The 15,264-nt window shown below is 72.6% G+C and carries 13 protein-coding genes; 5 read left to right on the forward strand and 8 right to left on the reverse strand.

Features of this window, described 5'->3' with window-relative positions; all coding sequences use genetic code 11:
- The first annotated feature begins 119 nt into the window (after positions 1-119).
- Both ACLQ23_RS10305 and ACLQ23_RS10310 read left to right on the forward strand, forming a co-directional pair.
- The gene (locus ACLQ23_RS10305; RefSeq protein ID WP_355629137.1) at positions 120-1,082 is read left to right on the forward strand and encodes a TIGR03557 family F420-dependent LLM class oxidoreductase; all 963 of its coding nucleotides are present in this window, start codon (positions 120-122) and stop codon (positions 1,080-1,082) included.
- Positions 1,079-1,918, forward strand: a complete 840-nt coding sequence (locus ACLQ23_RS10310) for an alpha/beta fold hydrolase (RefSeq protein WP_355629134.1) — start codon at positions 1,079-1,081, stop codon at positions 1,916-1,918. The genes ACLQ23_RS10305 and ACLQ23_RS10310 overlap by 4 nt, the downstream gene beginning before the upstream one ends.
- 146 nt (positions 1,919-2,064) lie before the next feature.
- Here ACLQ23_RS10310 and ACLQ23_RS10315 read toward each other — a convergent pair whose 3' ends face one another.
- From ACLQ23_RS10315 to ACLQ23_RS10345, 7 genes are all read right to left on the reverse strand, one after another.
- Positions 2,065-3,072, reverse strand: a complete 1,008-nt coding sequence (locus ACLQ23_RS10315; protein WP_425880586.1) for a hypothetical protein — start codon at positions 3,070-3,072, stop codon at positions 2,065-2,067.
- A 54-nt stretch (positions 3,073-3,126) separates the two neighbouring features.
- On the reverse strand, positions 3,127-3,942 hold the full coding sequence (locus tag ACLQ23_RS10320) for an endonuclease/exonuclease/phosphatase family protein (RefSeq protein ID WP_425880587.1): 816 nt from the start codon (positions 3,940-3,942) through the stop codon (positions 3,127-3,129).
- Positions 3,943-3,951: 9 nt separating this feature from the next.
- Positions 3,952-5,442 carry a phosphatase PAP2 family protein gene (locus tag ACLQ23_RS10325; protein ID WP_355597101.1) on the reverse strand — a complete coding sequence of 497 codons (1,491 nt, stop codon included), beginning with the start codon at positions 5,440-5,442 and terminating at the stop codon, positions 3,952-3,954.
- Between the two features lie 81 nt (positions 5,443-5,523).
- A complete protein-coding gene (locus ACLQ23_RS10330; protein ID WP_355597103.1) occupies positions 5,524-6,522 on the reverse strand; it encodes a YihY/virulence factor BrkB family protein in 999 nt (332 codons plus the stop codon).
- Positions 6,515-7,519 carry a diacylglycerol/lipid kinase family protein gene (locus ACLQ23_RS10335; RefSeq protein ID WP_355629129.1) on the reverse strand — a complete coding sequence of 335 codons (1,005 nt, stop codon included), beginning with the start codon at positions 7,517-7,519 and terminating at the stop codon, positions 6,515-6,517. Before ACLQ23_RS10335 ends, ACLQ23_RS10330 begins: the two co-directional genes overlap by 8 nt.
- Before the next feature lie 95 nt (positions 7,520-7,614).
- Positions 7,615-8,193 carry a Clp protease N-terminal domain-containing protein gene (locus ACLQ23_RS10340; protein WP_425735488.1) on the reverse strand — a complete coding sequence of 193 codons (579 nt, stop codon included), beginning with the start codon at positions 8,191-8,193 and terminating at the stop codon, positions 7,615-7,617.
- The gene (locus ACLQ23_RS10345; RefSeq protein ID WP_053653558.1) at positions 8,193-8,429 is read right to left on the reverse strand and encodes an HTH domain-containing protein; all 237 of its coding nucleotides are present in this window, start codon (positions 8,427-8,429) and stop codon (positions 8,193-8,195) included. The genes ACLQ23_RS10340 and ACLQ23_RS10345 overlap by 1 nt, the downstream gene beginning before the upstream one ends.
- Positions 8,430-8,585: 156 nt before the next feature.
- Between ACLQ23_RS10345 and ACLQ23_RS10350 the strand changes: the two genes are divergently transcribed.
- The 3 genes from ACLQ23_RS10350 (at position 8,586) to ACLQ23_RS10360 (ending at position 12,762) form a co-directional block, all read left to right on the forward strand.
- On the forward strand, positions 8,586-9,446 hold the full coding sequence (locus tag ACLQ23_RS10350; RefSeq protein WP_425735415.1) for a universal stress protein: 861 nt from the start codon (positions 8,586-8,588) through the stop codon (positions 9,444-9,446).
- 66 nt (positions 9,447-9,512) lie between these two features.
- Positions 9,513-11,906, forward strand: a complete 2,394-nt coding sequence (locus ACLQ23_RS10355; protein WP_425880594.1) for a phosphoketolase family protein — start codon at positions 9,513-9,515, stop codon at positions 11,904-11,906.
- A gap of 10 nt (positions 11,907-11,916) precedes the next feature.
- Positions 11,917-12,762: a universal stress protein gene (locus tag ACLQ23_RS10360; RefSeq protein WP_355629118.1), complete on the forward strand. Its 846-nt coding sequence runs from the start codon at positions 11,917-11,919 to the stop codon at positions 12,760-12,762.
- Positions 12,763-12,781: 19 nt separating this feature from the next.
- Here the strand turns inward: ACLQ23_RS10360 and ACLQ23_RS10365 are convergent, their stop codons facing one another.
- Positions 12,782-15,127 (reverse strand): heavy metal translocating P-type ATPase, encoded by a 2,346-nt coding sequence (locus ACLQ23_RS10365; protein ID WP_425880588.1) that lies wholly within the window; start codon positions 15,125-15,127, stop codon positions 12,782-12,784.
- Between the last annotated feature and the right edge of the window lie 137 nt (positions 15,128-15,264).

Raw genomic sequence — 15,264 nt, forward strand, 5'->3', positions numbered from 1 at the left:
GACTCGTGGGCAGGCCCGCCATCGATCACACATTGTCTCGTCCGAACCGGACGGGAGGGTTGAGCTCTGCTGCCCTGGGTATCCCCGGACGATCCGGGCGGTGGGAAGGAGATACCAGGATGGTGAGCGTCGGCTACACCCTGATGTGCGAGCAGGCCGGTCCGAAGCAACTGGTCGACCACGCGGTACGCGCCGAGGCTGCCGGCTTCGACCAACTGGTGATCTCCGACCACTACTACCCCTGGCTGGACGCCCAGGGCCACTCCCCGTACGCCTGGTCGGTGCTCGGCGCGGTCGCCCACGCCACCTCCCGCGCGGAGCTGATGTCGTTCGTGACCTGCCCGATCCGCCGCTACCACCCGGCAGTGGTGGCGCAGAAGGCAAGCACCATCGGGGCGCTCTCGGACGGACGGTTCACCCTCGGTCTCGGCGCCGGCGAGAACCTCAACGAGCACGTCGTGGGCGGCTGGCCGCACGTGCAGCAGCGGCACGAGATGTTCGAGGAGGCGTTGCAGATCATCCGGCCGCTGCTCAACGGCGAGACGCTCACCTTCTCCGGCAACCACTTCGACGTACCCGACGCCTACGTCTGGGACCGCCCGGAGCGGCCCGTGCCGATGGCGATCGCCGCCTCCGGCCGTCAGTCCGCCACCCTGGCCGCCGAATACGGCAACGGCATGGTCTCCACCGAACCCGACCGGTACCTCATCGAGATGTACGACGACGCAGGCGGCGCGGGCCAGCCCCGCTACGGACAGGTGGCCATCTGCTACGGCCCGGACGAGGCGGAGTGCCGCAAGATCGTGCACGACCAGTTCCGCTGGTTCGGGCTGGGCTGGAAGGTCAACGCCGACCTGCCGGGGCCGGAGTCCTTCGCCGCCGCCACCCAGTTCGTCAGGGAGGATGACGTCGCCGAGGGCGTCCCCTGCGGCCCGGACGTCGACGCGCACGTCGAGGCGTTCCGCAAGTTCGTCGACGCGGGCTTCACCCACGTGGCGATCATCCAGGTCGGCGGCGAGACCCAGCCGATGTTCCTGGACTGGGCGCAGGAACAATTGCTGCCTCGACTGCGGGCGCTGTGAGAACGACCCGCACCGGTCGGTTCGGTCGGGCGGAACTCCGGCTGGCGCTCGCCGCGCCCCGGCCGGCCGCCGGGCTGACAAGCGAATGGCGGCTCGTCGACGGATTGCGCACGCACACGAGGCGCGGCGGCGACCCGGGCACCGGCGCGCCGCCCGTGGTGCTGGTGCACGGGCTGGCGGTCTCGCACCGCTACCTCACCCCGCTGGCCGTCGCGCTCGCCGCCACCCATCCGGTGTACGTGCCGGACCTGCCCGGTTTCGGGCTCAGCGAACGCCCAAGGCGCGCCTACGACGTACGGCGGCACGCCGAGCACCTGGCCTCCTGGCTGGCCGCGTACCGGCTGCCGGCGGTCTGCCTGCTCGGGCACTCCTTCGGCGCGGAGGTGGCCGCCGCGCTCGCCGCGAGCCATCCGGAGTCCGTACGCGCGCTGGTGCTCGCCGCGCCGACAAGTGACCCGGCAGGCCGGTCCCGCCGGGCGCTGTTCGGCAGGTGGCTGGTGGACACCCCGCGCGAGGCGCCGCTTCAGGCGCCGATCCTTGTACGCGACGTGTGGAACGCCCGGCCGTGGCGGGTCTTCGCGTCGCTGTCGCACTCGGCCCGCAACGCCGTCGAGGCCGACCTGGTCCGGGTCACCGCGCCGACCCTCGTCGTCGCCGGTGCCCGGGATCCGGTGGTGCCGGCGGGTTGGCGGGCTCAGGCGGCCCGGCTGGCCGGTGCCGACCTGGTGGTCGTCCCCGGTGCCGCGCACAACGTGGCCACCACCGCCCCGACGGCGGTCGCCGACGCGATCCGCCACCTGCTCGCCCCCGCTCTGACGACGCGACCCCCACTCTGACGACGACAAGGTGAACCCATGCGCTTCGGCAACACGGAAATCCGCCCGCTCGGCGGTGGCCTCGGCTGCCTGCTGATGATCCTCTTCTCGATCCTCGCCTCGGTGGTGCTCACGGTGCTGCTCAACGTGGTGCTCTGAGCGGTTGGTCAGCGGCGCAGGCCCAGGGCGGTGAACACCTCACGGGTGGCAAGTCGGGCCGGGTCGAGGACCGACCGACGGAACCACCGGGCCACAGGTGTCACGGTGGCCCGCCAGAGCGCCCGCACGCCACGCGCCACCGGCACGACAGTCACCGACCAGACCCACCGCACACCTCGCAGCAGCGGGACGACTGTGTGCCGCCACACCCAGCGCAGCGCGCGCCCGAGCGGACGCAGCAGCAGCCGGTAGAGCTGCCGTAGCAGCCATCCGGCTGTCCGCCACGCACCGAGCACTGCGGCGACGATCAGCAGGCCGACGCCCCGGATGGCCCACCAACACCACCGGCCCAGCCAGACCAGCGCGGCGACCACCGCACCGGCGAGCACTCCGAGCCCCTGCCACAGCTGCCTGCCCAGAGGCGTGAGCACCGCGCCGAGCCACCGCAGCGGCCGGACCACGCCCCGGTCGACGAGCCAGCGCACCGCGTGCCCCAACCAGAGCAACGGCGGGCGGATCACCACGCGCCCCAGCCACGCCAACGGCTCCCACACCAGCCAGCGCACCGCCCGCGCGGCCGCGTACGCCAGCGCCACCAGCAGGCCGCCGAGCGCGACAAGCGGCACCCAGACCAGTACGCGGGCACTCCACGCGAGACCCCGCCCCAGCCAGACCAGCGGCAGCCAGACCAGGGTGCGCCCCGCCCAGACCAGCGGCAGCCAGATCAGGGTACGCAGCGCCCAGGCCAGCGGCGTCAGCAGCCAGCGGTGCAGGAACCGGCCGGTCGGGTCGAGAACGTGGCGTTGCAGCAGCCGGCCGGAGGCCGCGATCAGCTCCCAGAGCAGGCGTACCGGAAGCACCACGACAAGCGCCACACCGCGCGCGACGGCCGCGACAAGCGGAAGCGGGACGGCGGCCGGCTCCGCCCCGACAGGATCGGCCGGCCAGCGGGCCGGCCCGGTCACATAGGAGTCTCTCCTGTGGCCGAATGTCGGATCGTCGTCGCGGTCGTTCACGGTGGGCACGGTAACCGGTGGATGCCACAGCGGGAAGCCGGGTAGCGCCGCCGGTCAGTGCGGCGCCGGGTCCACTGCCAGCTCGGCCAGCAGCGGATAGTGGTCGGAGGCGGTGTCGGCCGGGCCGCCGCGAACCACCCGGCATCCGCGCACCCGAGCGGCCACCTCCGGGGTGCCGAACAGGTAGTCCAGCCGCATCCCGGCGAACTCGGCCCCGCCGAACCGGGTGGGCACTGTCAGACCGTCGGCCTCCGGTGCGCCGTCGGCGCTGGCGGGCCACAGGTCGACAAGCCCGGCGGCCAGCAGCCGGGCGACGGCGCGGGTGTCCACGGCACCGCCGGTACGCCGCAGGTGCCGCCTGCGGTAGAGGTCGGGCAGCCCGGCCAGGCGGGCGGTGTGGTCGACCGTCGGGTCGAGCGAGTTGAGGTCACCGGCGATCAGCGTCAGCGGCCCCGGAGCGCGTCGCGTCGCCGCCACCAGCCAGTCGACCTCCATCCGTCGGCGTCCCCCGGAATACGGGTAGAGGTGGGTGCCGAGCACCGTCAGCGGGCCGGCCGAGGTGGCGACCACGACGCGGACTGCTGCGTGGTGGAACGGCCGGCGCAGCGTGCCCGCGTCAAGTACGTGCAGCGGGGGCCGGACCAGCACCGCCACCGGCTGGCCGAAGCAGGAGCGGGCCAGGTGGGCCGTCATGCCCAGCCGGCCGGCCACCTCCGCCATGAGGCCGCCCCGGTCGAAGCCGCGCAGCTCCTGCAACGCCAGCACGTCAGGTGCCAGCCCGGCGACGACGTCGACCACCCGGTCCAGGCGGTCGGGACCGCCACGGTCCCGACCGCCGGTGCGGATGTTCCAGGTCAGCACCCGCAGCACAGGGGACGCTCAGTCAGGCCGGCCGGCACGCGCCAGCTCGTCGTCGAGGGTGTCCACGTCCTCCGACTCGATGGCCGGCTGGTTGCCTTCCTTCAGGTCGGCGTTGGGGCGGATGACGAAGTAGAGAAGTCCGATCCAGAGCGCGGAGAGCAGGATCGCGCCCATGAAGTCGGTCGGGTGGTGCATACCCCGGTACATCCGTGAGGTGGCCACCCCGACCGGCATGATCACGGCCAGCGCCACGAAGATCCAACGCCACCAGCGGTCGGTACGCGGGAACACGATGACGGTGATCGCGAGCCACACGCAGATGGTGGCCGCGATGTGCCCGGACGGGAACGACGAGGTGGGCATCGGCCCGTCCAGGTTCTCCACAGCGGGGCGCGGCCTGTCGACAGCCCGCGCCGAGGCGAGGAAGAGGGTCAGCTCCCCCATCATCGCCAGCGCCACGAACAGCACCGGACGCCAACGCCGCCACACCGCGAGCACCAGCGGGCAGAACACCAGCGAGATCAGCAGGATCGCGTGGGTGTCACCGAACTTGCTCCACCACCAGCTCACGTCGGTCCACAGCTCGGTGTGCCGCTCGGCGAACCAGCGCGGCACCTCGGTGTCGAGGGTGTCGAAGAAGGTGCCCTTGGCGTGGTAGCTGACGTACATGCCGAAGGCGTACAGCGCGCCGAACACGAGAACCCAGCCGACAAGCAACTCGGCAACCGCCGAGCGGGGATGGGCCAGCACGTGCTCCTCGGCCGGGGCGGGGGCGATGTCGTGCCCTGCCTCCGGCTCCAGCCCCTCGGCCAGCGGCGGCACCGGCCGGCCCCGCTCGCGACGCCACAGCCGGAAGGCGTACGCGGTCACACCGAGCCAGGCGGCGGCCAGCAGCCAGCCGGCGAACACGTCGGAGACGAAGTGCACGCCCAGCGCGATCCGGGTCAGCCCGATCAGCGCCACGAGCACGCCGACGCCGACGATCGCCGGCTTACGCCAGCGGGGCGCCATCGCCGGCAGGAACACCAGCAGCAGCGCGCCGTACGCGACGAACGAGCCGAGCGCGTGCCCACTGGGGAAGCTGTTGCCGGGGGCGCTGGCGATCGGCACGTCCACAACGGGGCGGAGCCGGCCGACAAGCGCCTTGAGGGACGGGTCGAGGATCAGACCACCAACACCGGTGATGATCAGGTAGACGGCCAGTCGGGGTTGCTTCCGGATCAGCAGCCCGACCACGGCGATCGTGACGAGCCAGATGAGGATCGGTCGGCCACCCAGGTCGGTCACCGCCTGGAGCACCGTGACGAGCGGCTTGTGCGGTGCCACAAGCGAGTTGAACCACTCGGCCACCGCGTGGTCGGCGTCCTGCAGCGGGCTCCACCGCGCCCGTACGAGCAACAGCAGCAGCCCGAAGGCCACCCCGGCGCCGGTGACGGCGACCAGACCCGCGATGCTCCGTTCGGCGAAATGACCGATCGGACGCCGCGCCACCTCTTTGACCGCGGTCACCCCGCACCTCCCTTGTCGTACCTGGCGAGGCGCTTTACCCGATCCGCGCCACGCGTACACGTGGCACCGGATCGGCGCAGGTCAGAGGGCTGTCATGTCGCCGGTGTCGAGGAGCTCGGCGCGGTCTGCCTCGGGCTCCCACAGGTCGGGTTGGGCGGGCTCCTGCACGCCGATCCGCAGTGCCTCCAGTTGGGCGGCGAAGGACAGCCCACCGAAGAGCGCCATGCCTGTGAGGTTTGCCCAGAGCAGCAGCGCCATCATGCCGGTCAGCGCGCCGTAGGTCTGGCCGAAGTCGTCGCTGAACCGCACGTACGCGGCGAGCAGCAGACTCGCCAGCCACCAGAGGACGGTGGCGATGCCGGCGCCGAAGAACAGCCAGGACAGGCCGGGCTGTCGTCGACGCGGCGCATGCCGGAACAGCACGGCCACGGCGAGCACTGTCAGCCCGAGGCTCAGTGGGAAGCGAACGACGTTCCAGATGACGTCGGCTACCGCACCCCACTCGTAGTGTGCCCGTACCGAGTCGCCGACGGCGCGACCGGCGACCAGGATCAGGAAGCCGACCAACGCCGGCAGGCCCGCGGTGACGGCCAGGACGGCGGCGCGGACGTACTTGTGCAGCGCCGGGCGGTCCCGTTCCACGCCGTAGATGCGGTTGGCGCCGCGTTCGATCTGGGCCATCGTGGTGGTCAACGTGACCAGCCCGGTGAGCAGACCGAGGGTGAGGGCCAGTTCCCCGGCATCCTCGACGCGTTCGCCCTCGCCGAGCAGTTCGGCGACCACCTGATCGCTCTGCCCGGGGCTGAGCGCCAGCACGGTGTCGGCGACGACCCGGCTGGCCTCGCCGCCCAACTCGCTGATCAGGCCGGTGAGGGCGATCATGAACGGCACCACGGCGAGGCAGAGTTGCAACGCGAAGGCCCGCGCGTGGCTGAACCCGTCGCCGTAACGGAACCGGACGAAGGCGTCGCGCAGCAGGTGCCAGCCGCCCTCGCGGCGCAGCGTGTGCCAGGCGTCGTCGGCGGACAGTTCGGCGTCGGCCATCAGCCGGGTTTCCGGCACGATCCGGGTACTACTCACGGCGCGCTTCTTCGATCAGCTGCTCGCCCCGCTCCCCGGCGCCCTGCGCGTCCACTGCCAGATCGGGGGTGTCCTCGGGTTGCGGGACGCAGAGCCACAGCGCCTGGGGTCGGACCTCGGCCCGCAGCTGCCGGCCCGGCGCGATGAGGTCGCCGTCCAGTTCCCGGGGCTGCGCCCGGTTGCTGGTGACGACCACCCGGCGACCACGGAACACCTCCATCCGTGGCACCTGCCCGCTGCGGCGGATCACCGCCCAGCCGAGGGCGAGCCAGTGCCGCAGGTTGCGCGGGGTGAGGACGGCGACGTCGAGCCAGCCGTCGTCGGGCTCGGCCTCGGTGAGCAGGTGTACGCCGCCCTGGAGTCGGCCCACGTTGGCGATCAGGACCGAACGGGCACGGCGGCGCACCGGCGGCCGGTCGTCGACGCGGATCTGCACCCGCATCGGCCGGTCCCGCAGGTGCCGGGCGGCACCCATGACGTACGCGGGCCAGCCGATGCGGGCCTTCGTGGTCTCGGAGGTGGCGGCGAGCATCTGGGCGTCGAAGCCCATGCCGGCCATCACTGTGAAGTATTTGTCCTCGACGGCGCCGACGTCGAGCAGCCGCCGACCCCGCTCGATGGCCACCTCGATCCCGGCGGCGAGGTCGGTGGAGAGGCCGAGGTTGGCGGCGAGCAGGTTGCCGGTGCCCTGCGGCAGCACCGCGAGGGCCACGTCGGTGCCGACCAGTCCGCTGACGCAGGCCATCACTGTGCCGTCGCCGCCGCAGGCGAAGACGAGATCGACGCCGGCCTTGACTGCCTGCTCGGTCTGCCCCCGGCCCGGGTCGTCGACGGTGGTCTCGAACCACTGGGGTTCGGGCCAGCCGGCGGCGGCCAGGGCGTCGTTCACCGTGCGGCGCAGCTCGTCGAGATCGTCGACCTTCACCGGGTTGACCACCACGGCGGAGCGCAGCCCGCCGTCGCCACCCGAGGGTCGCCTGTCCTGTCCAGGATCCACGGCGCCAGTGTGCAGCACTGTGGCGGCTTCAGCGACCCGGCGACCCGGTGGCGTCGGGAGTGCCACAGACAGGTTTCAAATGTCGACGGACCTGGTCAGGCTGCCGTCCGCACGGCAGTCTCCACCCGGGCGCGCAGGTCGTCGAGGTCCACCCCGGACTCGGCGAGCACGAGGGCGCCCAGCCCACCGCCCTCGCGGAGCACCCCGAGCAGGACGTGCTCGGTGCCGATGTGTCGGTGGCGCAGCCGCAGCGCCTCGCGTAGCGACAGCTCCAGCGCCTTCTTGGACCGGGGCGAGAAGGGCCCGCCGAGGTACCGCTTGCGCCCCCAGCGGCGACGGGGTGCCGGCACTGCCTCGCGCAGCGCGTCCGGGCCGAAGGACTGCTCGATCCGGGCGACGATCGCCGCCAGGTCGATGCCGATCTCCCGCAGGGCTGCGGCGTCCGCGTCGCCGAGGCCGGCGCCCCCGGTGGCGGTGTGCTGCCGGATCCGGGCGCGGAGGTCGTCGGCGCGTACGCCCGCGTCGGCGAGCACCCGGCTGGCGAGACCGGCGTCGTCGGCGAGCAGCGCGAGCAGCAGGTGCTCGGTGCCGACCGGCCGCTGGCCCTCGTCCCGTGCCTCCTCCAGTGCCCGCCGCACCACGCTGCGCGCCCGGTCGGTGAATCGTTCGAACATCACGCCTCCCAGGATTTGTTGACCGCCGGTCGCCCGGCGTGCTTCTTGTGCACCGCCTGCCGGCTGACCTCGAGCGCGTCGGCGATCTCCTGCCAGGACCAGCCCTGTCGACGGGCGTTGTCCACCTGGACCACCTCCAGCCGCTCGAGCAGCCGGCGTAGCGCGCGGACGGCGCGCAGGCCGACACGTGGGTCGGTGCTGCCGGCCGCCGCCGCGAGTTCTGTCGCCTGACTCATGCCGTCAACATACGTTGACAACGCCACGCTTGTCAACCTCAGTTGACGACGCGCCGGGCAACGGCGGCGATCCGCCCCGCCACCCGTACCACCCGACTACCCTCGGTGAAGGACAGCGCTGTCGTACCGGGCGCGACGCCCGGGAGGTGATATCGGATGGCGGCACCCGCCGACGCGGAGGTGCTCGTCGGCCTCGGCTCGGAGCACGACCTCCCGGTCGTCGAGCAGGCCGCGCGGGAGGCCGCCGGGCACGGCCGAGCACTGCACCTGCTGCACATCTTCGACTGGCAGGCGGCCTTCTCGGCGGACACCGTCGCCGCACCCCGACAGCGGGCCGAGGAGCTGATCACCAAGGCCGCCCAGCTCGCCCACCAGATCGAGCCCGACCTCACGGTGGGCGCCGAAATCGTCGAGGGCACAATGCTGCCCACCCTCATCCGCCGGTCCGAGATGGCCTTCCTGCTCGCTGTCGGCGACAGCGGGATGGCCGGCAGCCGCCCGGGCGCTCCCGTCGAAACACCTGCCGTGCAGATGGCCGCGCGCGCCGGCTGCCCACTGCTCGTGGTTCGCCGCGAACCTCCGCCACAGGGACCGGTGCTGGTCGGCGTGGACGGCTCACCCAGCTCCCGCCTGGCCCTGCGGTGGGCGCTGGCCTGCGCCGCGAGACGCCGCACCCCCCTGTTGGCGATGCGGGCGGTGGAGACCGACGAGGACACCGACGCGGCCGCCGAGCAACTCGGCGAGGCCATGGATCGCCACGCCAACCACCACCCGGGGGTGTCCACCGAGTGCCGCGTCGTCCGCGGCGACCCCGGTCAGGTCCTTGTCGAGGCGTCCCGGTCGGCGCAGGTGGTGCTCGTCGCCGCCCGTGGCGACGAACCCGGACGAGCCATCCTGGGCGCCGTGGCCCAGTCCCTGCTCTACCACTCCCCCGCTCCCGTCGTCGTCGTACGCGGCCTGGCCGAGGTGCCACTCGCCGGGCCGGATTCCCGCCCGGCCCGAGACCGACGGCCCTGACGTGGAGCATCGACAGCGACGAGGCTGAAAGCCGGACGCCCGCCCCTACCCGCGAGAGGCAGCATGATGGACACCGTTCTCGACGCGCAGCGCCCTCTCACCGACGACGAACTCCGTCGGCTGGACGCCTACTGGCGTGCCGCGAACTACCTCACAGTGGGGCAGATCTACCTGCTGGGCAATCCGCTGCTGCGGGTACCGCTGACCCCCGACGACATCAAGCCGCGGCTGCTCGGCCACTGGGGCACCAGCCCCGGGCTCAATCTGATCTACGCCCACCTCAACCGGGTGATCGTGGCACGTGACCTCAACGCCATGCTGATCACCGGCCCCGGGCACGGCGGCCCCGCCATAGTGGCCAACACGTGGCTGGAGGGCACCTGGTCCGAGCGCTACCACGACGTGGCGTACGACGAGGCGGGGATGGCCCAGCTGTTCCGGCAGTTCTCCTTCCCCGGCGGCATCCCGAGCCATGTCGCAGCCGACGTGCCGGGTTCGATCCACGAGGGCGGCGAGCTGGGGTACGCGCTGAGCCACGCCTTCGGCGCCGCGTTCGACAACCCGGATCTCGTGGTGGCGTGCGTGGTCGGCGACGGCGAGGCGGAGACCGGGCCCCTGGCCGGCAGTTGGCTTTCCAGTGCGTTCCTCAACCCGGCCCGCGACGGGGCGGTCCTGCCGATCCTGCACCTCAACGGCTACAAGATCGCCAACCCGACGGTGCTGTCCCGGATCCCCGAGGAGGACCTGCTGGACCTCATGCGGGGCTCGGGCTACGAGCCGTACGTGGTGGCCGGCGACGAGCCGGCTCTCGTGCACCAGATGCTCGCGGCCACGATGGACGAGGCGCTGGACGCGATCGCCGCGATCCAGCGTCGGGCCCGTTCCGGCGGCGCTGTCGAACGCCCCCGCTGGCCGATGATCATTCTTCGGACGCCGAAGGGCTGGACCGGGCCCCGTGAGGTCGACGACGTCCAGGTCGAGGGCACCTACCGCGCCCACCAGGTGCCGCTGTCGAAGGTCCGCGACAGCCCGGGGCACCTCGCCGAGCTGGAGCGGTGGCTGCGCAGCTACCGGCCCGAGGAGCTGTTCGACGCCACCGGCGCCCCCGTGGAGGAGCTGCGGACGTTGCCGCCGCGCGGCGACCGGCGGATGAGCGCCAACCCGGTCACCAACGGCGGCCTCGTGCTGCGCGACCTCGACCTGCCCGACTTCCGGGCGTACGGCGTGGACGTCGCGGAACCGGGCACGGCGACGGCCGGCGCGACCGGCGTGCTCGGCCCGTGGATCCGCGACGTCATCGCCGCCAACCCGCAGACGTTCCGGCTGTTCGGCCCGGACGAGGTGGCCTCCAACCGGTTGGGCGCCGCCTTCGAGGTGACCGACCGCGCCTGGATGGCCGGCATGGTGCCCGGCGACGACCACCTCTCGCCCGACGGCCGGGTCATGGAGGTGCTCTCCGAGCACCTGTGCCAGGGCTGGCTGGAGGGTTACCTGCTTACCGGCCGGCACGGCGTGTTCACCAGCTACGAGGCGTTCATCCACATCGTCGACTCGATGGTCAACCAGCACGCCAAGTGGCTGAAGGTGACAAGGGCGATCCCGTGGCGGCAGCCTGTCGCCTCGCTCAACTACCTGCTCTCCAGCCATGTTTGGCGGCAGGACCACAACGGCTTCTCCCACCAGGACCCGGGCTTCATCGACCACGTCGTCAACAAGAAGGCCGAGGTGGTGCGGGTGTACCTGCCACCGGACGCCAACACCCTGCTCGCCACGATGGACCACTGCCTGCGCAGCCGGCACTACATCAACGTGGTGGTGGCCGGCAAACAGAAGGTACCGAACTGGCTCACAATGGACGAGGCCGTCCAGCACACCCGTCGTGGCCTGGGCATCTGGGAGTGGGCAAGCAGCGACAGCGGCACCGAGCCCGACGTCGTGCTCGCCTGCTGCGGTGACGTCCCCACACTGGAGGCGCTTGCCGCCTCCGAGTTGCTGCGCCAGCACCTGCCGGACCTGAAGGTACGACTGGTGAACGTCGTCGACCTCATGCGCCTGCAACCCGACACCGAGCACCCGCACGGCCTGCCGGACAACGAGTTCGACACCATCTTCACACCGGACCGGCCGATCATCTTCGCGTACCACGGCTATCCGTGGCTGATCCACCGACTCACCTACCGGCGTACCAACCACGAGAATCTGCACGTGCGCGGCTACAAGGAGGAGGGCACCACCACCACACCGTTCGACATGGTGATGCTCAACGACCTGGACCGGTTCCACCTGGTCATCGACGTCATCGACCGGGTGCCGGGGCTGGCCGCCCGCGCAGCGCACCTGCGCCAGAGGATGGTCGACGCCCGGCACGCGGCCCGGGACTACACCCGCGAGCACGGCGAGGACGATCCGCAGGTGGCGGAGTGGCGCTGGGTCCGCGAAACCGACCCGACGAATCGTTGAGGAGGACGACGTGCGTGACGCGGAGATCCTGGTCGGCTACGACGGCTCCACCGACGCCTCGGTGGCCCTGAACTGGGCGCTTGAGGAGGCCGAGCACAGCGGCCAACCGGTGCGGCTGGCGTACGTCTTCGAGTGGCTGACAGTGGCCAGTTGGGTCGGTCCGGGCGTGGCGCCCGGTATCTGGCCGGACGACACCGCCCGGCGACAGGTCGACGACCTGGTCCACAAGGCCGCGGCGGACGCCACGGCACAGCATCCCGGGCTGACAGTCACCGGCCAGGTGTACGACGGCCCGCCCGCGCTGGTGTTGCAGGAACGCTCGGCCGACGCCGGACTGCTGGTGCTCGGCAGCCGTGGCCACGGCGGGTTCGGTGGGCTGCTGGCCGGGTCGACGGCGGTGGCGGTCGCCGCGCACGCGCGGTGCCCCGTCGTGGTGGTCCGCGACGGGACCGCCGGCGGGTCGGACGGGCCGGTAGCGGTCGGCGTGGACGGCTCGGAGCAGTCGCTCGTGGCGCTCGGCTTCGCGGCCGAACGGGCAGCGCAGCGGCGGGTGCCGCTGCGCGTGCTGCACGCCTGGACCGAGGGGCCGGGCGCGGCTGCCGGCGTGTCGGGCGAGCAGGCCGCCGTCGAGCAGGCAGTGGAGCCGTGGCGGCGCACATTTCCCGAACTGGCCATCACCGTCGACCTGGTCCCGGGCAGCCCGGCGGCGATGATGATCGAGGCGAGCCGCACCGCGCGGCTCGTGGTGGTGGGCAGCCGGGGTCGGGGCGGGCTCGCCGGGATGCTGCTCGGCTCGGTCAGCCAACAGCTCATCCAGCACTCGGGCTGCCCTGTGGCTGTGGTCCGGGAACGCTGATCCCGCCCGGCCCGACGGCTCAGCGGGGTTCGGGCTGCGGGTCGGACGGGTCGAGCGAGAAGAACTCCTCCTCTTCCTGGGCCAGGTGCAGCCGCAGCAGCGCGTCCAACCCGTAGAGGGTGGCCAGCAGGTCGGGCACCTGGTCCGGGCGCAGCCGGTCGCCAGTGGTCTGGGCGAGCTGCGCCCCGAGCAGGTCGACCTGTCGGCGGATCTCCACGTGCGCACGGCTCATCGTGGCGGTCGCCGCACCGCTGCCCAGCGGGCCCGCCAACGCCGGATACAACTGCTGCTCCTCGGCCGCCTCGTGCGGCAACACCTCGTCGGTGAGCCGGCGGTGCGTCTCCCGTACCGCCGGCAGGCACCTCGGCGAGGCCGGGTCGGTGGCGACCAGGTCGGCGGTGTCGCGCAGGCCGGCCAGCACGTCGCGGACCCCCTGGTGCTCCGTGGCGAAGCGGCCGAGCAGTTCCCGGGTCCGCTGTGGGACGTCCCGGTGCCGCAGGCCGCCGCGAAGGGCCCGCAGTGCGTTGAGGATGACAAGCACGTCGATGCCCTCCTGGAGGAACGCGCCAGCCACCGGAGGCAGCCGCCCGATGGCCGCCGCGATCATCGCCAGCACCGCCAACCCCATCCCGACGGTGGCGCTCTGCACGGCGATCCGGCGGGCGTACCGGGCGATCTCCACGGCGTCGGCGAGCCGGTCCAGCCGGTCCACGGTGAGCACCGCGTCGGCCACGTCCGCCGAGGCGCTCGCGCCGGTCGCGCCCATCGCCACGCCCACGTGCGCCTGGGCGAGCGCCGGCGCGTCGTTCACCCCGTCACCGACCATCACGGTGACCGCCCGTTCGGCCTCGGTACGGACGCGGGCCACCTTCTCCTGCGGCGTACAGCGGGCGAGCATGTCGTCCACCCCGACCGCCTCGGCGACCTGGGCGGCGGTGGCTGGCCGGTCACCGGTGACCATCACGATGCGCCGCAGCCCCGCCGCGCGCAGCCGGCGTACGGTCCGGCGGGCGTCGGGGCGTACCGGGTCCTCCAGCAGGATCGCGCCGAGCGGGCCGTCGTCGTCGCTGACCCACACCGTGGACCAGCCGGTCAGTTCGGTACGGGCCCGCGTCCGGTCCGCCCAGTCGGGCAGCTCGCCGCTGAACTGCCCCACCCGGATCAGCCGCCCGTCGACCCGGCCGCTGACCCCCACGCCCGGCTCCTCGGTCACCTCGGTCGGCTCGGTCAACCGCAGCCCCCGCTCAGCGGCCTGCCGCACCAGCGCGGCGGCCAGCACGTGCGGGGAGAGCTGCTCGACGGAGGCGGCCAGCCGCAGCACCTCGTCCCGGTCGCCGCCCGGCGCTGCCACCGTCTCGGCGGCGCGCGGACGCCCCGCCGTCAGCGTGCCGGTCTTGTCCACGAGCAGGGTCTGTGCCCGGCCGAGCAGCTCCAGCGCGCCACCGTCGCGGACCAGCACCCCCCGGCGGGCCACCCGGGACAGCCCGGACACGATCGCGATCGGGGTGGCCAGCAGCAGCGGGCAGGGGGTGGCCACCACCAACACCGCCACCGCCCGGACCACCTCGCCGGAGAGCAGCCACGCCAAGCCGGCCAGCACCAGCGTGAACGGCACGAACGCGGCGGCGTAGCGGTCGGCCAGCCGGACCGTCGGGGCCTTGCGGGCGGTCGCCTCCTGCGCCAGCCGGACGATCCCGGCGTAGGTGCTCTGTGCAGCGCTCTTCGTGGCCCGCATGCTGAACCCGGCGCCGGCGTTGACCACACCGCTTGCCACCTGTTCGCCGGCAGCCCGCTGGACCAGCCGCGCCTCCCCGGTCACCACCGACTCGTCGAGCGTGACCGGCTCGTCGACGGTCCCGTCGACAGGCACCACATCACCAGGGCCGACAAGCAACCGGTCCTGCACCGCCACCTGGTCCAGCGGCACCACCTCGATAGCGCCGTCCGGCCCTCTGCGACGCGCGGTACGCGGAGCGCGTTCCAGCAGTGCCCGCAGGTCGCGGGTGGCCCGGCGCTGCGCGTACGCCTCCAACGACCGTCCGGTCGCCACCATCACCGCGATCACCGCACCGGCCAGATACTCCCCGACCCCGAGCGCCCCGGCCAGGGCCAGAACGGCTATCACGTCCACGCCGAAGTGCCGGTGCCACAGCGCCCGCAGCATCGACCAGAGCGCGGGCAGCAGCGCGGCCACCGTGACGGCGGCCCAGACCACGTCGGCCGCGCCGACCCGGCCGACGAGCCGCAACAGGGCACCCACGAGCACCGCGACGGTGAGCCCGACCAGCGGCGCCCACGCCCACCAGCGGCGGATGCGGCGTCGGGCCGGCTGTTCCGGCACGCATCCGGTCGACTCCGCGCTCACCTTCGCATCGTCGCAGGCCAGGGCCGCCACGGGCCGGACACCCGACTTTTCGCAAGCCCGACGCGGGCAATCCGGATGCCGTCGGGGCCACCTGACGACCCGACAGGGTCGGGACCTGCGGCCCGTGCGGGACGCCG

It is taken from the genome of Micromonospora sp. DT41 (assembly GCF_049841715.1).
In the GTDB taxonomy this organism is placed as follows: domain Bacteria; phylum Actinomycetota; class Actinomycetes; order Mycobacteriales; family Micromonosporaceae; genus Micromonospora; species Micromonospora profundi.

What these genes read in the sequence shown, in the direction of transcription:
- ACLQ23_RS10305 (WP_355629137.1), top strand. Translation starts at nt 120, where the DNA reads ATGGTGAGCGTCGGCTACACCCTGATGTGCGAGCAGGCCGGTCCGAAG.
- ACLQ23_RS10340 (WP_425735488.1), bottom strand. Translation starts at nt 8,193, where the DNA reads ATGTTCGAACGATTCACCGACCGGGCGCGCAGCGTGGTGCGGCGGGCA.
- ACLQ23_RS10345 (WP_053653558.1), bottom strand. Translation starts at nt 8,429, where the DNA reads ATGAGTCAGGCGACAGAACTCGCGGCGGCGGCCGGCAGCACCGACCCA.
- ACLQ23_RS10350 (WP_425735415.1), top strand. Translation starts at nt 8,586, where the DNA reads ATGGCGGCACCCGCCGACGCGGAGGTGCTCGTCGGCCTCGGCTCGGAG.
- ACLQ23_RS10355 (WP_425880594.1), top strand. Translation starts at nt 9,513, where the DNA reads ATGGACACCGTTCTCGACGCGCAGCGCCCTCTCACCGACGACGAACTC.